This window comes from Octadecabacter sp. B2R22 (genome assembly GCF_018861045.1).
Taxonomy (GTDB): Bacteria; Pseudomonadota; Alphaproteobacteria; order Rhodobacterales; family Rhodobacteraceae; genus Octadecabacter.
Map to the genome: position 1 here is coordinate 52048 of NZ_JAHKQJ010000008.1, position 24981 is coordinate 77028.

13 protein-coding genes are annotated in these 24981 nt (G+C 55.3%); 5 read left to right on the top strand and 8 right to left on the bottom strand.

All coding sequences use genetic code 11. The annotated features are described in order from the left end of the window. Positions 1–3 precede the first annotated feature (3 nt). Entirely contained in the window at positions 4–12192 is a 12189-nt protein-coding gene (locus KO486_RS12490) for a DUF11 domain-containing protein (protein WP_216037617.1), read from the bottom strand. Positions 12193–13557: 1365 nt separating this feature from the next. Between KO486_RS12490 and repA the strand changes: the two genes are divergently transcribed. The 4 genes from repA (at position 13558) to KO486_RS12510 (ending at position 17657) form a co-directional block, all read left to right on the top strand. After that, complete coding sequence (gene repA / locus KO486_RS12495) at positions 13558–14742, top strand: plasmid partitioning protein RepA (RefSeq protein WP_216037618.1); 1185 nt, start codon at positions 13558–13560, stop codon at positions 14740–14742. Beyond that, on the top strand, positions 14742–15713 hold the full coding sequence (gene repB / locus KO486_RS12500; protein WP_216037619.1) for a plasmid partitioning protein RepB: 972 nt from the start codon (positions 14742–14744) through the stop codon (positions 15711–15713). Before repA ends, repB begins: the two co-directional genes overlap by 1 nt. A 170-nt stretch (positions 15714–15883) precedes the next feature. Next, positions 15884–16936 carry a helix-turn-helix domain-containing protein gene (locus KO486_RS12505; RefSeq protein ID WP_216037620.1) on the top strand — a complete coding sequence of 351 codons (1053 nt, stop codon included), beginning with the start codon at positions 15884–15886 and terminating at the stop codon, positions 16934–16936. Positions 16937–17060: 124 nt separating this feature from the next. After that, positions 17061–17657: a DUF6088 family protein gene (locus tag KO486_RS12510; protein WP_216037621.1), complete on the top strand. Its 597-nt coding sequence runs from the start codon at positions 17061–17063 to the stop codon at positions 17655–17657. 269 nt (positions 17658–17926) lie between these two features. Here KO486_RS12510 and KO486_RS12515 read toward each other — a convergent pair whose 3' ends face one another. The 7 genes from KO486_RS12515 to KO486_RS12545 all read right to left on the bottom strand — a co-directional run bounded on the left by KO486_RS12515 (position 17927) and on the right by KO486_RS12545 (position 24465). Next, on the bottom strand, positions 17927–18139 hold the full coding sequence (locus KO486_RS12515) for a hypothetical protein (protein WP_216037622.1): 213 nt from the start codon (positions 18137–18139) through the stop codon (positions 17927–17929). After that, on the bottom strand, positions 18136–19455 hold the full coding sequence (locus tag KO486_RS12520; protein ID WP_216037623.1) for a hypothetical protein: 1320 nt from the start codon (positions 19453–19455) through the stop codon (positions 18136–18138). Before KO486_RS12520 ends, KO486_RS12515 begins: the two co-directional genes overlap by 4 nt. Beyond that, positions 19452–19631 (bottom strand): hypothetical protein, encoded by a 180-nt coding sequence (locus KO486_RS12525; protein WP_216037624.1) that lies wholly within the window; start codon positions 19629–19631, stop codon positions 19452–19454. The genes KO486_RS12520 and KO486_RS12525 overlap by 4 nt, the downstream gene beginning before the upstream one ends. Before the next feature lie 621 nt (positions 19632–20252). After that, the gene (locus KO486_RS12530; RefSeq protein ID WP_216037625.1) at positions 20253–20594 is read right to left on the bottom strand and encodes a hypothetical protein; all 342 of its coding nucleotides are present in this window, start codon (positions 20592–20594) and stop codon (positions 20253–20255) included. A 61-nt stretch (positions 20595–20655) separates the two neighbouring features. Continuing rightward, positions 20656–22854, bottom strand: a complete 2199-nt coding sequence (locus KO486_RS12535) for an AAA family ATPase (protein WP_216037626.1) — start codon at positions 22852–22854, stop codon at positions 20656–20658. A 41-nt stretch (positions 22855–22895) separates the two neighbouring features. Beyond that, positions 22896–23846: a hypothetical protein gene (locus KO486_RS12540; protein ID WP_216037627.1), complete on the bottom strand. Its 951-nt coding sequence runs from the start codon at positions 23844–23846 to the stop codon at positions 22896–22898. Between the two features lie 145 nt (positions 23847–23991). Next, the gene (locus KO486_RS12545; RefSeq protein ID WP_216037628.1) at positions 23992–24465 is read right to left on the bottom strand and encodes a hypothetical protein; all 474 of its coding nucleotides are present in this window, start codon (positions 24463–24465) and stop codon (positions 23992–23994) included. 165 nt (positions 24466–24630) lie between these two features. On the opposite strand from KO486_RS12545, the gene KO486_RS12550 reads away from it, so the two are divergent. Beyond that, entirely contained in the window at positions 24631–24744 is a 114-nt protein-coding gene (locus KO486_RS12550) for a hypothetical protein (RefSeq protein WP_216037629.1), read from the top strand. Positions 24745–24981 lie beyond the last annotated feature (237 nt).

A 24981-nucleotide genomic window follows, 5' to 3' on the forward strand; every position in this document is an offset into this window, starting at 1 on the left:
TTTCTACTGCAACCGGTTGATCGTACGTTCGATGGGCAGGCGGCCAGCGCCGGTTCTGCGCCAACGATCACGGATCAGGGCTTCTAGTCGGTCCATACGATCGCGCGCCAATTGCTGGCTTTCAGTGGCGCGGTAATAGGTCAGTCGCAGGATGGAAGGGTCTTCTTGTAGCGCGGCAACCAACTGATCCACGCCTTGGATCAGGGCTGGCGTCAGGTCATCTGAATTCGGCACAAACGCGCTGTCCATCAGATCAATGTCAACCACGGTGGCAATGGTCGCACCAAAGTTCAGGCGCGCCATTGTGCCAGCTGTCACGCGGATCACACGAGGGTTCTCCGTGGTGAGCTGATAGCCACTTGGTAGGGACCGTGTGTCCAGCTTCAGCGTGAAATTGGACCCGATGTCACCTGGCAATTCAGCACACGGAACGCTGTAGCGGCCATATTCGTCTGTGGTGATGATCGTACCGTCCACCGTGGACAGACGCACGTTTGGCAAGCCCGGCTCGAAATCTGGTTCGATGATTTCAGGCGCGATCTGGAATTTACCATCGGCGTAGTAGGTCTGATCGGTGATGCCGTTGTTTTCGGCAACGCCGTCCTGATAGCCGTTCATGTTGCGGTCATCAAAGACCTTACCGATGATATCGGCGCAATCGAACACGGCTTCGACAGGCAAGCGCAGGGTCGCACTGGCGACGTTGGAGACGCGGTTGCCGCTTGCATCCAGAACATAGGCCTCGTTGACGATGTCACCCAAGCCGCCATCGGTCACGCGGGCCTGCACGGTGATCGTCACCGTTTCACCAGCATCAAGAGACACGTCTTCCCAAAGCAAAGTGCGCCCCGAAACTGTCGGTTGCGGCGTCGCGCTGCCGTTATAGGTCGCGCTGTTAGGCGTGTAGGCCAGTCCAGCAGGCATCGCATCTACAAACGTAAGGTTGCTTTCACCTGTGTCGAGGTTGTTGGTGAACGTCATGGTATAGGTCACCGTCTGTCCAACGGTGGCACGATCTGGTGTGACTGTTTTCACCGCGAGGATATCAGGGTCTGCGCCCGGAACGACAGGATCGCTTTGGGTGGTGACGGTTGTCCGGTCGGATGTGGCGTTAAAGGTGTTGATGCCAGCCTCAGGTTGGCCAGTGCTCACGTCATAAACAACCGTCAGTTCAATGACCCCTATCGAGCCGGGCGCAAGAGAAGCATCCGTGGACGCCATAATGATATCGCTGTCACCGTTGAAGGATGCATTTGCAGTTCCGCTGTCAAAGCCCGAAATCACGGGTGTTGCGACGCTCGACAATGTGGCTGGCGACGCAAAGACTGTAAGATCGTCTTCGAGGATCAAGCCTGTCTGCGTCACGTTGCCTGTGTTCTCCAGTGTCATGGTGAACGTAACTTCGTACAGATTTGGCGCGATGCGTGTTGGGGTTGTGGGCACTTTGGTTGCTACCATAGTTTCATCCGGTATGATCGTCGCATCCGTTGGCGTGCTGCCATCGCCACCTGTCGGCACATCGGACACATCCGATACAGTCGTTCCGTCAGGTGCGGTGCCCGTTGCGATCGCCGTATTAGAAACGCCACCGCTATCCACATCGTCCTGTGTCAGCGTGTAGGAAACGTCATAGGTGATGGCCCCGCCAACCGGCAGTGACGCTGGATCGCCAGACGCGACCGTAACAGTCACAGGCGTCAGAACGGTGCCGTCATTGTTGGTCATCGTGTCGACGATTTCGACGTTGCTGATTGTGGCTTCGCCTGTGTTGGTCACCGTGATTAGGAACAGCGCCTCTTCGCCGGCTGCCTCGCCAATTTCGACAAGTTCTTTGATCACGGTCAGTTCGGACACTGGGATAATCGTAAAGCGGGTATCATCGTCCGTCGTGTTGCCGTCCGTGTCATCTCCATTGTCGGATTGGTCCGTCACAACGGTGCCATCAGGTGCGGATCCGCCTGCCGTAGCCGTGTTGGCCAGACCGCCTGCATCGACGTCGTCTTGTGTGATTTCATAGGTAAAGGACCAGACCCACGTTTCACCGGGGTCAATGCCGGCCGCGTTACCAGACGTCAGGGTTGGCCCTGTCGTGGCACCATCTGCGCTACCACCATCCAGACGCGTGATCGTGTCGGTGATGGTTCGGTCAGTTAGTGTGACATTACCGATGTTGGTTGCAACGATTTCATAGGTGATGGTTTCACCCACCGCAGGAACACCAGAAACGATGGTTTTAACGGTGTTGATCGCTGGACCAGGAACAATCGCAATTTCGGTAGGGTCGTCTTCGGTGTTGCCATCGCTGTTATCACCATCGTCTGACGTGTCGGACGCAGGCGTGCCATCTGGCGATTGCGCTGTGGCAACGACAGAGTTGGACAAGCCACCTGCATTCAGATCGCCCTGCCCCAAGGTATACGTCGCGGTGTATACCCACGTTTCTGTCACATCTACGAGGCCATCGTTGTCGGTGTCACCGGATTGAAGCGCAAAGGGCGCATCAAGGTTGACCGACTGACCGTTGTTACGGGTCATGGTGTCGACGATCACGGGCGGGGTCAAAGACACGTTGCCGGTGTTGGTGATGTTCAAGGTATAGCTGACTTCGGACCCGACTGCAGTGCCGCCCAAGCTGGCGATTTTCACAACTTCTAGGGCAGGTTCTTGGGTCGGACCCATCGCGGTATTTGTGGCCGTAGCTGGCACAACGGTGCCAAACGGATCCGTAGCAGTGGCATTGGCCACGTTCACGATTTCGCCTGCATCAACGTCGTCCTGTGTCACCGTATAGGACAGAGTACAGCTGTTATCGTTCGCGCCAACGTTCAGGCGCGCGATGGTGCAACTGTAGGCCGGATCGGCGATGTCATCGGTGATGGTGACGTCAAACAATGTCACCGTGCCGTTGTTCGTGGCCGTAAAGGTGTACAAAACCGCGGACCCAACAGCACCGAACGGATCAGGATTAGCTGCCTTGGCGAGAGTAAAGGACGGCTCGGCATCGGGCATCTGCGTGATCAAGGTGTCACCGCCAGTGGCTTCGTCGCCCTGCGGGTCAATCGCCGAAACGCTGGCGGTATTCACCAATGTCTCGCTGTCGATATCGTCTTGGGTGACCTGATAGGTGTCCGAACAAACCAACTCGTCGCCCGCGTCCAATGTGTCCACTTCGCAGACCATATTCGGCAAGAGAGCATCAGTGCCGACGACATCGGTCAACGTCTGGTTACCCGTGTTCGTGATCCTTAACGTGTAGGTCAAGACCTGATCAATGGCGTTCACAGGCAAGGTTGCTACCGATTTTACCAGCGTGATCGCCGGGTCAGTATCTGCCGGTGTTGTCGTCGTGCCCGCGGGGGATTCCACAAGCGTCGGACCCACACCAAACGATGTCTGGGATGTCGCTTCGTTGAATACTTCACCTGCGTCCAGATCATCCTGCGTGACGGTATAGGTCCCTTGGCAGGTGGTAGATTCACCCGAGATCAGATCGGGGTTGGCAGGTGTCGAAGTAAAGCAGGTGATCGGGCTTTGGTCGATAATCGGATCAACGACAAAGATGTCATTGGCGAACGCCACATTGCCATCGTTCGTGACCGTGAATTCATAGGTCAGAATGTCGCCAACAGCGCTAAAGTCCGTCGCGCTTTCGTCGCCGTTCACAGCAAACAACGCCTTGAGAGTTTCCAAGGCAGGGACGCCGTCCACAGGGATGGTTTCGCTGGTCAACGGTGAGGTCGTTGTCCCATCACTCGCAGAGGCGTTGTTGGTCACAGAGCCAAGCGCAACATCATCCACAGTGACCGTATAGGTCGCGGTACAGACGTAGGTTCCATCCGGTGCAACACCCGCAGTCGGGAAGACCGGACAGGTTATATCGGCGGCGGCAATGCGATTATCGGTGATCGTAATCGGATCAACGATTGTCACGTTACCGGTGTTGGTTACGGTGTAGGTATAGCTGGCAATCGCGCCGACGATAAAGTCTTCAGGCTGGATCTCATCTGCGACTTTCAACAGGCTTAGTTCCGGTTCTTGCAAGGCTGGAACAGTTACTGTGTCTGGCGTTGTTTCGTCTGTTTCGTCGCTTGCGGCGGTCGCTGAGTTTGTGATTTCGCCAGTGTCGATGTCGTCTTGTGTGACGAAGTAGGAGCCTGTGCAGTTGAGTGTGTCGCCCGGTGCGAGTGGCATTGGGTCACAGGTGATGGTTTCGCCGGCGTCGGTGATCATCGCGTCGGTGATTGTGACGTCTTCGGTCAGCGTGATGTTGCCTTCGTTGGTGATCGCAAAGTTGAACACCAGTTCCTGATCGACGGCATTATAGGTCGGACCACCCGAGAGCAGGGTCTTGAGCATCGATATCTCTGGCGAAGCTGCAATCACCAGCTCGGTCGGGTCATCCCCGTCGCCCGTGCCGTTGTCGGTGACGTCGGTGGCAGGCGTACCATCGGGATCAGAGCCCGTGACGGTGGCCGTGTTTTCAATGCCGCCTGCGTCAATGTCGTCTTGTGTCAGAACATAAGTCGCAGTGTAGGTGGCGATTTCACCGACCAGCAGGTTGCCCGCAGACGACCCCATATCAGCGGAGAGGAACGACGGCCCTGTTGTCAGGGCCAACAGCGTGCCATCGGCACGTGTCAGCGTATCGCTGGCCACACCGACGCTGTTCAGCGTCACGTTACCTGTGTTTTCAACGGTGATCTCGAAGGTCACTGTTTCACCCACGGCGATGGTGGTCGATGTGATTGTTTTGATGCCTTCAACGGCGGGTTCAGGATCAATCGTGAAGGTGGTCGGTTTTCCGCCCGCCCCAGTTCCATCGTCAGAGGTGTCTTCGGTTGGCGTGCCGAACGGATCGGTTGCTTCGGCCAGAACGGAGTTGCTGAGCCCGCCTGCATCAATGTCGTCTTGCGTGATGGTGTGGCTGACCGTGTAGACCCAGATTTCACCCACATCGAGCATCCCGACGGTGCCGGTTGTCGCGGAATCGCCTGAAACATAGCTCGGCACAGGATTGGGAGTGATCAAGGTGGTGTCGGCACGGCTAAGGGTGTCTGTCAGCGTTGGTGCTGTCAGGGTAACATTGCCGTCATTCTCAATGGTGATCTCGAAGGTCACTGTGCTGACGTCCGGCACGATTGGATCCGGAGTGTCCGACAATGTCTTGAGCACCTCAAGGGATGGCTCGGCGTCCTCAATGGTGACGGTCTCTTCGGCCGTGACCGGATCAAGGGTGGTGCCTGTTGGAGGTGTCGGCGTGGCGGTGACCGTGTTGGTCAGATCCGCGCCCGCGTCGATATCTGCCTGCGTGACTTCATAGGTCGCCGTCAGTGTAACGATTTCATCTGGCGCTAGGGACGCGATGATACCGTTGTCCTCGATAGCCAAAGCGCTCGTGCCCGCCGCAGAGGTGTGATCATCAGCCAAAGTAACCGGTTCCAGCGTCACATTGCCCGTGTTGGTCACGGTGTAGGTGTAGGTTATGATATCGCCAAGTGCGACGTCTGTGGTGTCTGACGCTTCTTTGAGAACCGTCATCGCAGGGCTGCGTTCGGATGGCACGGTCACGCTGTCGGTGCCGCCAACTGTGCCACCATTATAGGTGTCGACAACTTCTACAGTCGCGATGTTGGTCACGCCGCCATTGTCGACGTCATCTTGGGTGGCGCTGTAGATTGCGGTGCAGGTGATGCTTTCGTTCGGAGCAAGGCCACCCGTTGGGATTGCGTCACAAGTAAAGTCCGCCGGATTAGGGATCTTGTCATCGCTCAGGTCTGGCTGATCGGTGATGGTGACGTTGCCGAGGTTGGCAATGACATAGGTGTAGGTGATCAGATCGCCTTCTTGCGTGATCTCGGTCAGGTCCGCGGATTTGGTGACGTTGAGTGTTGGCTCGAACAACGGGCCAAAGACGGTGATGTCATCACTTCCGGTGACGTCTTCGGCGTCCGGCGTGACAGGTGTGCCCACAGCGGTCGCAACGTTCGTCAGCTGACCCGCATCGATGTCTTCCTGCTGGATCTGGTAAATGAACTCACAGCTGGAATCGCTCTCACCCGGGGCCAGTGGCCCAGGAATGACGCAGGTTCCGGCAACACGGCTGTCAGTGACGCGAATGTTTTCAAGCGACACAAGACGATCGTTGGTCACTGTGATCGTAAACGAGATCGGCTGGTTCAAGTCGGTAAAGGCTGCCGCAGGCGTGCCCGCTGTCAGCTCCTTAAGAACCGTAATCTCGCCGCTGTCTGTGACCAGCGGGTGAATGTCTGTCACTGGTGTTGTAACGACTTCACCATCCGGAGACGAGCCTTCGGCGGTCGCGGTGTTGGTCAGAACCTGCGCGTCGACATCATCCTGAGTGACCGTATAGCTGCCCGTACAGATCACGGAGTCCCCTGCCCCGGCGATCCCAGCCTCGAGCGTGAACGGCGACGATGCCGCCACGCCATTGATGGTACAGGTCAGCGTTGGCAACATCGCGTCGGTGACAGTGATGCCAGACATCTGCTGGTTACCCGTGTTGGTGGTGGTGATCGTGTATTCCAGCACATCATCAACCGCCGCCGGATCGTTGCCGGTGGTCACATCTTTGGTCGTGGTCAGTGCTGGGGCTGCTACCCCGTCCACTGTCACGGTCTGCGCCGGAGACACAACATCGGTGCTACCATATAGTGTTTCTGCAACGGCGTTGTTGGTCACAAAGGCGGACGTCAGCCCCCCTGACCCGTCGCCTTGAACGGCATCCAGATCTTCTTGTGTGACTAAGTAAGTCGCCGTGCAGGTCGTTTCTTCGTCTGGGGACAAGCGACTGTCAGCGGTCGGCAGACAGCTAATGGCGGTGCCGGGGAATTTGTCATCGGTAATGGTGATCACGTTTTCAAACGCAGGGCGCAAGAACACGCCCGGGCTGGTTTCCACCCCGACGGACGTATTGGTCACCGTGTAAGTATAGACAATCGGATCACCCACGGCGTTGAACGTCGCAACATCGGCTTCTTTGATCATCGACATCGACGGGCTCGCATCACCCGGAACAGTTTCAGTTGCTGGCTCACTTTCGGTGCCGCCCGCATCTGTGGCCGTCGCGATATTGGTGACCGAGCCAAGCTCAACGTCATCCGTTGTGATCACGTAGGACGCGGTACACACCATCGGGGAATCGGTTGGCGCAAGATCCACCAAAGGACAGGCGATGGTGCCAATCAGGTTGTCCTCAATGGTGATCGGGCTGGTCAGTGTCGTGTTGCCCGTGTTGGTGATCGTGTAGCTATAAAGGGCCACATTACCAGAGGCGAAGGTGGTTGTGGGTGCGCTGCCCGGTGCTGGTTCTTGTAGGCCGGTCAGTACTTTTACCATTTCCATTTCTGGTGTCTGGATCGCAGTCACAGTGGCCGTCGCGGGAACCAGCGGATCGGTTGCCACGGGGTTACCGCCAAAGCTCGTTTCGGCGGTCGCTTCGTTGGTAAAGCTGCCCGCATCAATGTCGCCCTGATCAGGGGTCCATGTGGTTGTACAGGTCACTGCGTCGCCAGGCGCGATTGTAACGGGGCCTCCGGCTGGGCAGGTCAGCGTCGCAGGGATTGTCAGATCGGTGACTGTCACGGAGTCCGTCAGGGTGACATTACCGGTGTTGGTGACCGTAAACTCAAAGGTCACGCTGTCCGTGATCGCGCTATAGGTCGACGCTGTGCCCGCCAGAACCGCCTTGGCGATTTCGATTTCCGGAAGCTGGTTTGAAGTGACGGTTTCGGTGACCTCATCTGAATCTACAGCTGCAGTCCCTGCAGGATAAGTTGCAGATGGCACAACCGGCTGGCTGATGCTTGCGGTCGCGGCATTGGTCACAAAGCCTGCGTCCAGATCATCCTGCGTGACCGCATAAGTCGCTGTACACGTGATGTTGGCATCCGGTGCCAGCCCCGCCGCAGGCAAGGCCGGACAGGTCACAGTTGTCTTGTCATCCGCCACCGTGATCGGCGCGGTCAGCGTGATGTTGCCGTCGTTTGTCACGACATAATCATAGGTGACCTCATCGCCCACGGCGTCAAAGTTCGCACCGGACGTCGCCGTTTTGACCATCTCCAGAAGCGGCAGTTGATCCGGTCCCGCAAGGGTCACCTCGTCTTCTGCGACAACAGTGCCGTCAGTGACGGTGACTGCGTTGGTCAGAGATCCGGTGTCGATGTCGTCTTGCAATACGGTGTAGGTCGTGGACAGCGGCGATCCGTCGTCACATGTCGTCACAGATGTCAGTGGCGGAATATCAGCCAACAGACAGCTAAAGCCCGTCAGATCATCGGTCAGCGTAAAGCCCTTCAGCGTCACGTTACCATCGTTGGTCACCTCAAAGGTAAAGGTCTCGTCTGTTGGCAGATCGCCAAAGTCGCCGCTGCCATCGCTCTCAGTTTTGACAACGCTTAGCGCAGTGTTGATGTCTTCTAGGTCGACGACCTCGTCATCTGTAGCGGGGGCAACGGTTGTGCCTGTTGGCGGTGTTGCTGTGGCAGACACGGTATTGGTCACATCCGAGCCCGCATCGATATCGTCTTGCGTGATTGTATAGGTCGTCGTGACGGTTGTGGTCGCATCCGGCGCCAAAGTGGCGATCACATTGGACGGGCTAAACGCCAGCGATTGCGTGCCGCCAGAGGTGCTGGTGTGCGTGTCCGTCAGCGTAATATCCGTCAGCGTTACATTACCGGTGTTGGTCACCAAATGGCTGTAGGTGACGACGGTTCCCACCGCGACCTCTGTATCCGCACTCGCGGTTTTCTCAACGGTAAAGGATGGCGCGCGGGTCGGGCCATCAACGGTCACACCAGACGTTACAGTCGGCGCACCGGTGGCTGAGGCAGACGCCTCGTTCACGAATTCTCCGGCATCAATATCCGCTTGGGTGATGATGTGAGAGCCGACACAGCTGTCGTCCATCGCCAGCGGAGCCAGCGTGCCAATCGTACAGGTCAGACCCAAGGTGGCATCGGTAATCACGACGTCGTCCAGTGTCAGGTTGCCAATGTTACTGACTTCGATGCCGTAGAGGATTTCATCTCCAACGGCTGCAAATTCGCTTAGGCTGGCGGATTTGTTCACGGACAAAAGGCTGGTCGCCGCGAGAGGGTCAATCGTAATCGTCGCGCTGTCGGTAGCGGTTTCGGTCAGGCCGGTCGGGCTTGTGCCAAGGGCGCTGGCGGTGTTGTCGATTTGACCGTTGTCCAGATCGTCCTGCGTGACGAAATAGCTGGCGCTACAGGTGGTGTCATCTGTCAGCCCAGGGGCCAAGTCGTTGATCGTACAAGAAAAACCAGAGATCAATGGATCAGTCACCTCAACAGAGGTCAACGTCTGGGTGCCATCGTTGGTCACGGCAAACGTATAGACGATCTCTTCGTTCAGGGTATCGAACTGTGCACCGCTATCCGCCGCGAGAGCAGATTTAACCAATGTCAGTTCCGGCACAATGTTTGCCAGCACCGTGGCCGAGCTGCTTGGCGATGTGACGGTCAGTCCACCAGCCTCAAATGAGGCCGAAGCCGTGTTGTCCACCTGCCCTGCATCAATGTCGGCTTGGCTGACAGGCCCGTAGGTGCGCGTACAGCTAAAGCTGTCTGTAGGGAACAAGTTCAACGGCTGTTCGGTACATGTGAACGGCGCGCCGATTAGCGGGTCATCAATTGTGATCGGCTGGCTGTCGGCAATCACGGTCTCGCCCGAGTTGGTGACCGTAAAGGTGTAGGTAAGTGTGTCGCTCAGGTCATCGTAGTTGGCAGTGTCCGCGACTTTTTCCAATGTGATCCCTGGTGCGCCCGCTTGCGGGATCGCGACGCTGTCGGTGTTTGACGTGGTTGTGCCATCGCTGGCAGAGGCGACGTTTATCACTGTGCCAGCCGCAACATCCGCGCCCGTGATTGTATACGTCGCGCGGCATTCAATCGAATCCCCCGGCGCGATGTCGCCAGCAGGACAGGTGATCGGCGACCCGAACTTATCATCCGCAATCGTTACCGCATCCGTGACTGTCACGTTACCGTCGTTGGTAACAGTATAGACATAGTCGACTGTCGCACCGTCAAAGAAGTCAGCGGCAAGGACAGGATCAGGGTCCGACGCTTTCACCAAGCTAAGCTCGGACGTTTGCGTTGCAGGGACCGTCAATGACACTTCGGGCGATGTTACGGTATCGCCATTGGCCGCAACGGCTGTGGCGGTTGCAGTGTTGGTGACGCCGCCGTCATCAATATCGCTTTGCAGAACATCATAAGGATCAGCGACGGATGTACAGGTCACGCTGTCACCGGGGTCGAGAGTTACTGCCGGGCAGACAACGTCGACTTTGTCGTCGCTCACCGCGAAGGTGCTGATGCGCGTGTTACCGTCGTTCGTCAGTTCATACTCGTAAACGAGTTCGTCCGTGTCCGCTGTAATCGGGTTGGGACCACTGGCGAGCGTTTTGACAATGCTCAGACCGGTTTCAATTACAGCCGTGACTTCTGCATCGGCTGTGCCGACTTCGGTTACGCCACCAATGGTGATTTCCGCATCGACGGTGTTGGGCACCGTGCCGCTGTCCATGTCATCAAGTGTTATGGTGTAAGTGGCCGTACAGGTGACGGACGCATTGGGTGCAATCGCACCTGCAGGGCAGCTTTCATCGCTTGTCAGGGCGTCAACAATGGTCGGCGGAGCAGGCCACGTGACATTACCCGTGTTGGTGATCTCGATATCATAAGAGATGACGTCGCCTTCGGCCGCATAGGTTGTCGGCGTGGCAGTCTTGGTAACATCCATTGTTGGGGTTGCGACAGGTCCATCCAAAGACACAGTGTCGGACTCGCTGAGTGCGGTGTTGTCTGGGTCGGTCGCAGTTGCTGTCGCTGTGTTGTCCAGCGTCTGGCCGCTATTGATGAAATCGTCGATGTCATCTTGCGTGACCGTATAAGTGCCGGAACATGTCAGCTGGTTCGCCGCGCCGGGTGCTGCGGGCGGGACCGGCGGCAGCAACGTGGCCACACTACAAGACAGCGTTGGAATAAGAGGATCGGTCAGTTCTACATCGGTAAGTGTCGTGTTGCCTTCGTTGGTGATCGTAAAGTCATATGTAATGACCTCGCCCACAGTGCTGAACGTGGACGGCGTCGCGACCTTCTCAACAGTCATTACCGAGTTAAAGGCTGGACCTGTCAAAGTAACCGTATCTTCCAGCGCACCAAGTGAGCCGTATTCCGGATCACCAGTCGCTTGGGCGATGTTCGTCAGGGTTTGCGCGTCAACGTCTTCTTGCGTGACCGTATAGGTCGCGGAACAGTTTGCTGAGTTAGGAGCTGGTGCGCCCGATTCAACGCTTTCCAGCAATGTCGGGGTACAGGTCACGGCCCCGATCTTGTCATCAATCACCGCAATGTTGTCGATATTCACCGAACCAATGTTCGAAACGACGTAATTATAGGTGATGACCTCTCCGACTTGGGTAAACGTCGTCGCGCCGCCATCGACGGTCTTTACCAACTCATACCCAGGCGCGATCGTTTCGATCGCACCATTGGCAAGGTTATCACCGCGACGGAAATCCCAGTAGTTGTCATTCGGGTCGTCATCATAAACTTGCGATACAGTCTGTCCGGTGGACAGGATATTATCGAGAAGTGCTGAGTTGGTGGACGCAAACCAAGCGGTGTTAAACGTGTTGTTGCCGAAACCAGTTGTGGTGCCAAAGCTTGTGTTGCCATCAGTGCTGGTTATCTCGGTTGTGATGCCAGACCATGACCCAACATCATATCCGTTGATAAATAGGTTGATGTCGTCTTCATCAAAGCCGCCAACCTGGGTGTCGCCATCATACGCGGAAAAACGGACGTCCATCCGCGCGATGGACCCACCGAAATAATCAGAACAGGAAGAAAACCCGCAATCCAGCGAGATGGGATCGTTTACAGTAAACGGGTTACCTCGGAATGCTGCTGGGTCACCATTATTGTTAAACCCACGGAAAGCACCGTCTGGATCGCTGAACTGGTAGTAGATGTTACCGTTGGCACCGGTCAGAACGATGACCACACCACCCGCGGCAGGATACTCGGGCGGCAACGGAAGCGACGTCGGCGCGGGGACGTTTTCGGTATATGTGGTTGCGGATGCCGCAGCGGCAAGCAAAGTGGTCGCTAGGGTTGCTGCTATACGAAGAAAAGTCTTCATCTACTGATACGCCTAAGTTGGTGCTCTTATTTAACTATTAATGCAACTTTTTCACTGGGAATGTAAGTGCTGTAAGTCGCGCTTGGATCTAGGATTGATCGGTTAAGGGTCTTTTTGGTTTCCACCGTTTTGCACCCCAAAAACTTCGAAGCGGAGTGCGGAGACCAGTCGAGTGTCTGGATCGATCATCACGGACCAGCGCCGAGAGGTGCCCGGTTCTGGTCTTCGGTTTTTTTGGGTCGCGGTTGATGGTGTCATGCTTGGATGCAACTTTGTTATCTAATCAGGGGTCTCATTATTAGGCGTTCATGCCATGGGCTCACTAAACGGGTTCGCGCGCGTTCCGTATTGGGGAAATTTTGGAAGTATTCACCACAATCGGATCGCCACATTTTTGTAATCTGAGGGGCGCGAGGAATCAAAGCGTCAACCAGCGGTTAGATAGGCATTTTTTAGATTGATTCGCTCTTGTTGCGGATGCGCCACAAGACCTTCGATTTAATTGAGAGGTCGCTGATATATTGTGCGAGTTCTCGTGGGGAGTTGACGTAAACGTCGGCTTTGTTTCGATAAAACATTTTTTGGTCTTGAGTGGAGAAACGCTGGCAATGCCAAGAGTAAACGCCCTCCTTTCCGCGGTCCTTGCATTTTTGTCATTTCAGCTTGAGGGGCCCAAGGGAATTTGGCGTCTTGATGTGCCGTAATTGTCTGGAGGTGATGCGATGTGAGAGGCTGGGGCCAATCCGCAATGGCGTGGCGCTCGCTTTATTCGGCGCTGTTAACTTCAGGTGGTTCGCCCTACATCTAGGGAGGCAATGGCAAGCCCGCCTACCCTCTCCAGTCCTTGTGGCAGAGAATAACTTGTTCGCTGCGGCGGAGCCCTTTTTGCCCTTAAAGAGCGACCAAACCAAGTACCCCCCAGGAAAAGTATCGCACCCTCCTGTACGCAACATGCAATCCAGTCTCACTTGATTGACCTAAAACGACGAGGGGGGGCTACCCCCTGCCCTTTCAAGCCCGGTTCTGTCAGCGCGGAAGCGCCAACGCGAAAAGTCACTCACTACTGAGAATGGTTCGGGCCCTGCAACATTTGCCAAACCGGTGAGTTTTTCATGCTATTTCGACCGGCAAGCCAACCCAAATACCCCAACGATCCCACTCACCCCGCATGCACCGAAAGCGCGCTGCGAAGTTTACAGCTGTAAACTTCGGGCGTACTAGCAGATAGTCCGTAGTGTCTCATCTTGCGCATTATGCTGTGTTAGACACTAAATGTAAGAAAATCGTTGACTTAGTGAGGTGAATCGCACCTTTTATCCCCAAGTGGCGCGAAAAAAGCCACATTGAGCAAATTGGGGCAACCAGATGATTCCCACGACACCGAATGTAACAGACCGACCATCAGAGTTAGCAACGGATATCTCTGAGCGCTTAAACCGTGCGATCAGTGAGCATCTCCTCTCTGCTTTCGCCCCCGACAACACAAAGTCGTTGCGACCCTTCTCGGCCCCGGAGGCCGCCGAATTGCTCGGCGTATCTGGCCAATTCCTTCGCAAGGTTCACGGCGAAGGCACAATCCCAGAACCAACCGACGTTCGAGCCGGTCGCCGCTACTATAGCGCCCAAGAGCTATGGGACGCTCGCCAAATTCTTGAGAAAACGTCTCGAACAAAGGGCAGATACGTCCCTGGCCGCAAAGAAGGTGAACGACTGCAAGTTTGGCAGTTGATGAATTTCAAAGGCGGTAGCAGTAAGAGCACGTCGACAATTCACCTCGCCCATTACCTGGCCCTTCATGGCTACCGAGTGCTTGTGGTCGATTTAGATCCGCAAGGATCGCTGACGTCTATGTGCGGTATCAATCCAGAAATCGAATTCGATGGCCTCACCGTCTACGATGCGATCCGCTATGATGATCCGGTTCCGTTCTCCGATGTCGTCATGCCCACGTATTTCCCTGGGCTGTCACTCGCTCCCGCGCGGCTTTTGCTCTCCGAATTCGAGACTGAATCGGCGGTAAACTCTAATCCGGACCAGCCGTTCTTCCTGCGCATCCGCAATGCATTTGCGCAGGTTGAGGATCAATACGACATCGTCTTGATGGACAGTCCGCCACAGCTGGGCTTCCTGACGATCTCCGGCATGGCCGCAGCGACCTCCCTTATCGTCCCCCTCACGCCCTCAATGCTCGATGTGTCCTCAACGGCGCAATTTCTCGAACTTGCCGGTGCCTACATGGGCGTCATCGAGGATGCAGGTGCCGAGCTTCAATATGATCACTTCAAGTTCCTGATCACCCGCGACGAGCCAACTGATGTGCCGTCACAACAATTGACCTCGTTCATGCGTGCGCTCTTTATGGATCGCGTCATGGCAGCCACAGCTCTTAAGAGCACCGCGATTAGCGATGCCACGATGCTCAAGCAATCAATCTACGAAGTCGTCCGCTCCGAGATGACACGGTCGACCTATGACCGCGCCAAACAATCCATGGATGCTGTAGGCCGCGAAGTTGAAACAATGATTCACCAAGCATGGGGGCGTAGCTGATGGCACGTAAATCACTTCAGGATCTAAGTGGCATTGCAAAGACGATTGCAAATTCCAGCCCTCAACCCAAAGATCGAGCCACAAAAACCACAGCACCTGCCTTGGGCGCGCTGCAAGGGTCGCTGTCTGCCATTCGCGAAATAGACCCAGCCCTCATTGACGCCTGGGGACCGGAAGACCGCCTTGACGGGTTTACAGCTGTAAACACCGAAGATGATGGTGACGGCTTTGAAACCCTGAAATCCAGCATCAAAGACGGCGGCCAACAGGTTCCCATTTTGGTCCGCAGGGCAGGGACCGAGGGCCGGTTTGAAATCATCTATGGCCGCAGAAGACTGCGCGTCTGCCGCGAACTCGGACTAAAAGTTCGCGCCAACGTGCAAGACCTCGACGACGCCACAGCCCTTCTCGCCAAAGGCCTTGAGAATGCCGCACGTCGCAACTTGTCGTTTTACGAGAAGGCACGGTTTGCCGCCGTCATTCAAGCAGCAGGCCATAACACCAAGACCGTCCGGCAGGTCCTCAGCTTGTCTGCGTCTGGGCTATCCCACCTGACCAAGGTTACTGATAATATTCCCGACGATGTTGGAGATCAGATTGGAGCCGCTCCAAAGTCGGGACGGCCGAAGTGGACCGCCTTGGCCGAAGCCTTCGCATCCAAAAAGGTCAATGCATCATCATCCTTCGCAATCCTGTCAAAGTTGAGCGCCGAGCTGTCATCAGACGACCGCCTCGAGCAGCTTATCAGAGAGATTACGCGGCGTGGAGCGCGTCCAAGCGAGGGCAGGGAGACAACACCGGTCCCGGGCGTCACAATCAAATCGGGGCGCGGATCGATCGCGATGTCCATCAAGCGGGCAGGGGAGAACGCAGCATTTGCTGAATGGCTCGACCGTGAGCTCGAAGACATCATTAAGAAATCCTACCAGGAGTTTACAGCTGTAAACCCTGTGGATGACACCAGAGGCTAGAGCAACAAAGGAGGACGTAAGCAAAGAGAAACCCCCGAAACCGAAGCTTCGAGGGCTGAACGTATTTCTACGCTTCTCAGATTAGACACCTGAATCGTAGCAGTCACCGAATCGCTAAGCAATAAAAAACGCTCTTGGGCGAACGGGAATTCTTTGCCTGCAGGCAAATCATGAGAACAATTCAAGGAACGGCTCCTGCTGGAGCACGCTCGTCGCGCAAAGCGACGGGGCAGGGAGGTATTGCCCAAAACAAATGGCAACTCCTCAAGGTAATTGAAAACATCCGGGAGCCACTCGGCTTGAAAGGCACGTCCATCTCTCTCCTCAGAGCGATGATCTCCTTCCTGCGGGTGGATCAAGTCGATGCAACGCGCGACGACGGGCATATTTGCTTTGCTTCAAATGCCTCGCTGGCCAAGCGCGCTCATGTCAGTATTCAAACCGTTGAGCGCCACATTGCCAAATTGGTGTCCTTGGGCCTGCTGACGCGGAGATCGAGCGGTAATGGCAAACGCTGGGCCCGTCGAGACCGTCAGGGCAGCATTGTCCTTGCAACAGGCCTGTCACTTTTGCCACTCGCTGAACGTTACCCTGAGTTCGTGCGCATGGCGCAAGACCACCAAGACCTTAAAAACGAGCTGGGGCGTCTGAGGGACATGTGCTCAGCAGCCCTGAGCAACCTCAAAGCACGCCTCTTACCCGCAGAGTGGGACGAGGGCTTGCTCTCAAGAGCACGCAACCTGTTGAGACGTCAGCCAGACAAGCACGCTTTGAGCGTTCTTCTGGATGAAATCACTGTGGAAATCTCGAAGATAAGCTCTGCAGAACCAAATGATTTGAGGGCCACTGCCCCCGAAATTGAGGGGCATAAAGAGACTTCTAAGACTCAGTATGTTAAAGAAGAAACTTCTTTTCAAATTGAAGTAGACCAAGAGGAGATGGAGCGCGCCTACCCAAGGCTCTGCGCGGAACTCAGGTTTGCTAAGAACCAAGAAGATTGCCGTCGCTTAATGGATGATCTAGCCGGATATCTCAACCTCGGGAACACTTGGTTCTCGATAAAGGACCTTGGTCCAGCGCTCAGTTTCATGATCCTGGGGTATCTTTTGGAACGCACTGAGACGATCAGTAATCACCGTGGCTACGCGTTCAAATTGTCCCAGGACCTTGCGAATAAGAGCCTTGATTGGCGAACTCTTCTAAAGAAACCGAGGTCAAACTAAGAACGTTTTACGAGATCTTCTGCCCCTTGGCTTGCCTCGTTTTATTGCGTGCAGGTTGAACGGGGGTTTCAGGACTTGGAAGTCAGAAAAACATGACCTATTTTCTGACACAAGGAGAGTAAAGATGACTACGTCCAAGATTCTACAACGCATCAAAGGAAAGGGCAGGGGGGCTATTTTTGCACCATCCGATCTGCTGGACTTAGGGTCGCGCGCAAGCGTTGATCAGACTCTATCGCGTTTGGCGGGCCAGGGCGTGATCAGACGTTTAACGCGTGGCCTTTATGATTACCCAAAGATCAGCGCACGCTTTGGAGTGGTTCAACCATCCGTCGATGATGTTGCACGTGCGATCGCCCGCAAAGACCACTATGTGCTTCTCATGTCGCAGGCCGCTGCTGCAAATCTATTCGGTTTATCTACCCAAGTGCCTTCAAGGCCCACCTACATCACAGATGGCCCGACGCGGACCCGGACAGTGGGCCGGCAAGTGATCCAGTTTCGCAATGCCTCTCGCAAAACGTTGACTGGGGCAGGGCAGACGTCTGGAGCTGTGTTCCAAGCTTTGCGCTATGTTGGTAAGGACGGTGTGACTGATCGCGTGATCGATAAACTGGCAGGGGCGTTATCAGACAACGATCGTGATTTGCTTGTGAAGCAAAGTCGAGATGTTCCGGCATGGATGCAGCCGGTCGTTCAACAGATCGCTGCCCATGTCTGAACTGAACAGTTTTGCAAACGAGCAGCCAGTATCTCGCGCGGAGGCGTTTCAAGAAACAGTAGCGCGTTTAGGCATTCGTCCAAAGATGTTGCTTTGACGATGGCCCTTTGTGTGAAGCCTAGACGAAACATGCAGAACAGAGGGCACAGCTTTTCAAGCTTTGAACCTGATACCGGCTGATAGATTAACGCGACTTTCTGCAGTCTAAGGTGCAGGTGACTTTCCTGCCATAAGGACGAATCCTGACGGATGGACCGCAAAAGTATTGTTCATTTCTCTCCGCCTTCGGTAAAACTCTGCATTGCGGAGGCAGCGATTACCATGGTTCTGGCACATTGCTCTAAGCTGTCTCTAATTGATGACAGGTCATTGATCATTTCCAACACGGGGTCCTTGGTTCCACCGGAGCCGTGGGTGAGGAGCGCTTCGATCGAACTTAGCAACTTGCGAACGTCTTGGTGAAGCGTGGCATCGTTGGTCATGGGGTGAAATCCTCTGAGGTTGTGTTTGAATTTGGTTGGGGGGCGTGGTCGGTACCTGCGCTTGGGGTGGGTAAGCGTGACAGGGATGTCGCCAGATCGGTGAACAGGTTACGACTGTTGGCGAAACCGTTTTCACGACACCAATCGCCGAGGGCAGTGTTGCGTCGATAGGGCCAAGTCTTTGCCTTCAGAACGCCAACGACAGCCTCTGCAGTGTCTCGCACCATTTGGGCAATTGTCCGGCGTTCTGGTCGACCTTTTCGTAACCGTTTTATGACGTCTCCCGGGGCAGGGAGGTTCACTACCTCTGGCCCCAAAACTGTTCGGTTGTACTCAGCACATTTGGCCATGGCGCGGTACAGATTGTCCGGCGCGCGCACCAACACAGAATTGCGTAGGGCAATGGCGTCCGCAGACGGCTCGGCAGGATGTTCGGCACAAAGTGTTCCGCTCAAGATGAATGGATGTGTCTCTGGCGACTTGCGATCTCGGAAGACGATGCTGTCCGGACCGAGTAGGTCAACAACCCAATCGAGATCGTCTAGGATTGGCTGTAAGTGCGCCAACAGTTTGGAACGGCTTGGGGCCGCTGTCCGGGAATAGGCGCGAGTGGCGTACATGATTTTGACAGGGGCGGGTTCGTTCGGGAACCGCATGTTGATGTCCGGGAATGAAGCGACCAGATCCTGATCGGGGTCGCCCAGCCAACGCTCAAGTACGGCTGCGCGCTTCATAATCCAATCAGGGCCGGACACCCGTGTTGCACGTGAGGGGTCATACGGATCTGCCCATCCGAATATCTGGTTCAATGTGCCCTGATAGTAGTCCCAGACGTTGCGCTGTACGCCAGAGGGCGGGCAGGGGTTATGAGCGCGCGGAATGTAGCCGTCGCCTTTTCGCCTGATGACCGCACGCGGTGCCAGTACGTTGACCTCTAACCGGCCAGTATGGGTGTGCGTATTGGCGAAGAGGGGCGGGCGGCATTCGGGAACGATGCCGGCGAATGCGACATCTTCCCAGAGATCGAGTGCGACTGATATTTGCGCACGCAGCGTTTCATCCCCTGCGGCCCAGGCAACGAGGTCAATGTCATCCGGTGCGAAGGACAGAGTTGAACAGGCGTAACTGTGTTTGGTTTCGAGTGCGTCGATAAAAGCCCGAATGATGTTGGGATCACCGCGCAGTGTTTCGGGGGCAGGATCGCGGACAATCTGTGTTGTCCGGCGACCAAGCTGCGAAGTGAAGGTTGTTGAGGTTAGGTAGTTGACCACGTGATGGGACGGCCCTGAGGAATGGGGAGACCAACCGTTTCTCATGGACCAACTCCGCATTCAGGCTGGCTGTGCTCAATCGAAAGGCTAACGATTAACTGTAGGTGGCGCTCGATCCGATCAAGCTTGTCCAACGTGGTACCGCTCTCGAGGCGAACGCCCGACAGCGGTAGACAGTCGCAAATGTCGTGAAGCGTTAACAACACGGCTTTATGTGCCATGATGAGTTGAAGTTGATTTGGTCTGGCAGAACTTTCGTCCTTGTCAGCAAAAACGCAGTCTACCACATAGCGTGATTTTGAAACGTGAGCGTCGGCTGCAGCTATGCCAATGGACTTCCACTCGTTGTCGGTAAAACCGATCGGTCGGTTGCGGCGTGTCTGTGTAGTTCTAGGTTGCTTGCGCATATTTTCTCTCATTCTGACTCCGAAGAGGTATTCTTGGTTTCTAAGATAGGCTGATCGTTTAACCGTCAGACAATAAGACGTGGCCCATGCTGATCAGAGAAGAGGGATTGCGGAGATAGGTGTGGATTAACGGAAGGCGAAGCGCGCCTCAATCAGTCGCTAACTGATAGAAACACCTTATCCATAAGGGATTTAGACCGAGGGATAATGTTCACGATGAGTGAAGGTGCGTCCGTGAAAATGATTCAGACATTCTCGATTTGAGATCAGGGGAATCGCCTCGGGAAATAGTTTTACAAAGATTTTTTGCAATCGCCCGTGACTATGTGACTGCCACTCAGGAGCTGGCAGACTGCCCTGCTCTTCGGCGGCGACTTTCCATAACTGTTTAGCTATTCCGCACTACGAACTCGAACATGGTTTTAGAACCCCTGTTTATGTCCGGTCGCCAGGAGATGCATTGGACATGTTCTCGCTTAGAATATCAAGATGCGCGCTCGCTTGTTCGTGTGTCAGACAATGTCCGTAAATCAGGCGGGACCGTTCTGACCCATCTACACTGTCCGGAATCCTACGCATGTCCGCTAATTGATACCAGTGACCGGACGAACGCGCATGCTTGCCGGTATCCGGGAGTTGCCAGACCGGACTGGTCGTCAGCCACGTGTCACCAAGGCGGGGGTGACCGGACACTTGGCCAACCAATCGCAGTAGGCCGCGCTGGTCGACAGCGATCGTGTAGTCGGTGATGAGCGGGCCGGTAACGACGTTAGGCATTGGATCGTTCAGCCATGCCCGGACGCGTCGCAGGTTGTCCGGGTTCTCAAAAAGGGAAGGATCAAACACGTGCCACCTCGTTGGATGAGGTGCGCTTGTTATCCGGCCTAGGCGAGAGCAAGTCTCGCAACTGACTTGCATCGAGTTCCCGATGCTCGAGCAAAGCATTTGCAACGCGGAGCACTGTTGTCCGGTTTTCGCGCAGTGTCTGATTGGCCATTTTGGATGCAAGCTGCAACACTGCTTCGATGCGATCTTTGACATCATTTGGAACCATCATCCGATCAATCGTTTCGGACACTCCGTGATAGAGAGAGGGGCCGAGGCCACAGCTGAACTCGATCTCGAATGCAAGCTCGGTTGCAAGCGCAAGATCCGAATTTTTGTCTCCGCCTGCGCCGGATGAACAATCTCCGAGGATCATCTTTTCGGCGGCTCGTCCGGCGAGGAACATCGCTAACTCGCGCTCTGCCCGATCTCGCGTCAACGTGCTTTCTCGAGACGCTTCATAACCGCCGCCACATGCGGACAAGAACAGCCGCCTACCAGGTGCAAGTCCCAACGCATGTGCAGCAACAGCGTGTCCGGCTTCATGAATCGCTTTGCGGCGCATCAGTGTGTTGGACGGGGCGGGGGCATGGTGGTGGATGGCTGTCCGGACATGGCTGACGTTGATTGGTGAACGCGCCCGCCGTGCAGCGCCCTTGGCATCGCGCGCGATGGCTGCAACTTCGGCGCCGGATAGTCCGACAAGGTGCAACGGCAGGGAGCCGAGATCCATGTCTGGCGACCCCAGATGAGAATGCAAGATATCGGTGGCACCAACTTTGTCCGGCATTCCGATTGCGATTTTCTGATCAAACCTTCCGGCCCGGACAATTGCAGCATCAATGCTGTAAAGGTCGTTCGTTGCGGCGATCACAACGACGCCAGGCGCATTGTTAAGCCGGGTCAGCTGCTCGAGAAGGCCATTTACGACAGACCGCATGTATCCAGACGAGCGGCCCGCCATCATTGTCCGGTCTTGATAGCTGTCGAGCTCATCGATGAAGAAGACGGCAGGTGTGTTGTTGATTGCACGCTCGATTTTCGCGGACATTGCTTTCAAATAATCGCCAAGATGTCCGGCTTTCTGACAGTCGGCAAATGACGTCGAGATGAAAGTGGCGCATGCACTTCCGGCGAATGCTTCTGCCAGCATCGTCTTTCCGGTTCCGGGTGGCCCGTGGAACAGGATGCTAGAGGACACATCGGACCAATCAAGCGCGCCGGACCGCCATTCTGTGACGTCTTCTACAAGGAACTGAAGACCGGACACGACATCGGGTAAGCCGCGGACATCCCCCAGCGTGAAGCCGGAAGTCTCTGGGGTCTGGCGGGTGCATTGGGTAAGCCGATCCGCGACGCGCAGGCTGGTATCGGCGCTCAACGCATGAACGAGGGCGGGCCATGGCAGGCCCGCGAGCTGCCCGTCATCTGGAAGCCGTGCCCGCAGGTCGGTTTCGGCCAGTTGTCCGGTCGTGCTGTGCGTGATGCGTAAAAGCTTAATCAGAATGTCTTGGCTCAATGGAGGCCAGTCAACGTCAGTATGAAGCAACATAAGACCGCTTTCAGACAGGTCAGATTTAGCCGTAGCAAGCGCGAGAACTGATTGGTGTTCCGTGAGAGCCGCATCAAGCCGTACGCGGAACCTGTCATCAGCATCGGACTTATCCGAAATTGTATTCGGTTGGTGTAGAACCTGGTGGATACCAGTTTCGGGATGTTCGATCGCCATGAGATAAAATGGCAGGACGTGCTCCAACGTAGAGGCGACTTCTTGCCTGAGCGTGCTGTCAGTAATTTTGAGAAGAGTGACGCCGGTGGAGAGAGGGAGCTTGTCCGGTGGAGTATCGGCGAACGCGTGTACCAATGACACAGCGCACAAGAGATCGAACAGAACGGTGGGGTTGGTTGTCCGGGGGATCATTTCGCCAATTGATTGCGCCCATGGATCAAGCCCGGACGCGATTGAATTGCCGATGCCTTCTGCGGACATCGTGAGCGCCATGGGATCATCGCATTGTAGCGCTGCAAAAAACTGCGGCACCGGCTCATCGGTGGAAATGCGAATCCCGTCACTCTCCCTCGTCCGATGGCTGGCGAGGGAATCCTCATTCATCTTGTGGCAGCGCATGAGCGCTGTGCAAAGCAGTTGCGTGAGATGGTGTGTCCGGGCTTCAGTAGCGGGCTCGGCGCGGGTGATCTGGGAATGGGACATGGTGTGCCTCCGATAAATTGTGGTGAAGAGTTTGGCGTCAATCAGGTTTCGCTGCTGTCGGTGGGATGGCGATCTGCGATCTCGTTTAGCAACGCGTGAATGCGGGACAGAGCGTCTGGGCGGTAGATTTCACCCATTGTATTGATCGCGTCGCCGTAGTCGGATTTTGGAACGGCCCAGTTTGGGTTCTCTAAACTGAGAATTTTGTGTGCCGCCGTTTCTTCTTCGCGCGCTACAAACCCTGACGGCATCGGGATCACCCGAAGTACCTCAGTGTTCACATCAAGATCGATGCCGAGTTGATGGCGCAGTCGCTTGTGTGGTTTGCGGCTGTAGCCCAACTTGATGACCGGAAGGCCCGGCAGGTCGATCCGGAAGATGTAGATAAACGACGGCCGACCGGACGCGCCTTTTGTGCATTTTTGGCAGGCGATATCGCCCCACAGCATATTACCCACCGAGACGTCTTGAACGGTTCCGCAGGTGTGTTGATAGCGTCGATAGCCCGCTTTGTCTGAGACAGGACCCAAAAGGGTCCATCCGTACCTCTGTGCTTCCTTGGCGTAACGTTCCTCGCGGCACGTCTCACAGCCCGCGTTGTTGTCGCCACGCGCAGCTTTGTGCATGTTCACGCGCTGCCGGATGACAGTATGGCCGCACTTGAGGCGCCATTCTCGCAAGTGACGATGCCCGGCGGCTTTCGGGCTTACCAACTCGGCGCCGATCGCGACCGCTGCTGCTTCGTCTTTCTTGCGGATACAGCCTTCGCAGTCGATCTTACATTTCTTGACGACGTTGGATCGCCGCTGGATGGGTTGGCCGCAGGCGCGGCACCCCAGGATGATCATTTGAAGATCGGGCCCTCCACGGCCCAAAATAACGAATCCTTTTCGGTCGGCTGCGTCGTACTCATCGGGTGTAATGCGACCAAGAAATACGGGCGGATATTCACCGTCGATTTGGAACGGATAGTGGGCGGATGTGAATGGCATGTTTGATCCTCGCAAAAATAGGGGGCCCACGCGCTTGTGGAGCGTAGGAAAGATAGAAAAAGAGAGGGAGAGAAGGCGCACGCGCAGCCGCAACCGCGCCATGTCATGCGGGCACGGTTGTGGATACGGCTTAGATGAAGATCATCTAGTCTGTGACAGTGACGCGCTGCAGTTTCGACAGTTTCACATTCGCTTCATGCACGTGATAAATCAGCGCTGTGTCCATCATCTGATCCGCCAAGCCGTGGTCGGATTTGCGCAGGGTCTTGGATTTGTCGGCAAACGCTTTGAAGCACCGCTGATAGTCAAAATCTTCTGTAATGTGTTCCGGCAGCAAGCGTTGAAGATTCTGGGCCGTTACGCGCAGCAGTTTGCTTAAGTTTGGCATCATCAGCAAAGTATCCAACGCCGCTTCGCAATTCGACCAAGATTTTGCAGCGTGATCGCCAAGCTCCGTCCCGATGTCGGTGTGAATAGACGCGCCAGACAGGTACAGATTGCTCTCATGACGCATGGCGCGATTAAAGAGATCAAGCACTGCTTGAAAAGCAATGCGTTCCGGATTTAGGAAATAAAGTTTCCCAGCTGAATTGGCTGTGGTAGTCGAAGTCTTAGACATGTTGGTCTCCTGTTAGATCCATATGTTTAGCGTGGGCGACGGACTAGACCTCCGTCGTTCGCGTGATTTATAGATAATATATGCATGCAAATATTGCAAGGCCTTTCGATGAAAAAAGCTGGTCGACCGAAGAAAGAAACAGAGCAAGTCTGTGTGAGATGTGAGATGGACCTCATTAACGCGCTGGATAGTTTGCGTGATCAGGAAGAGGATCAACCGAACCGGCCCGAAATGGTTCGACGGATTATTGAACGTTACTTAGAAGATCAGAACGGCTGAGGTTGATTGACCAACGATGCGGGCTGATCGCCGGGGCAGGGACATCCTGGTTCTGACGCTCGTGTGCTCATGTTCAACTTGGTGAAGCTTATTGAGCATGACCGTGTACGGCGGTGACGAAATCCTTGGTCAGAAAGTGTAACAAGTGAGATGGTGACCCTCAATCTTACTAAGTCACTGAAAGTAAACGGTAAAGCCTAGTCTTGGGGCTCGACTAAACTCTCCCCAAAAATCGCC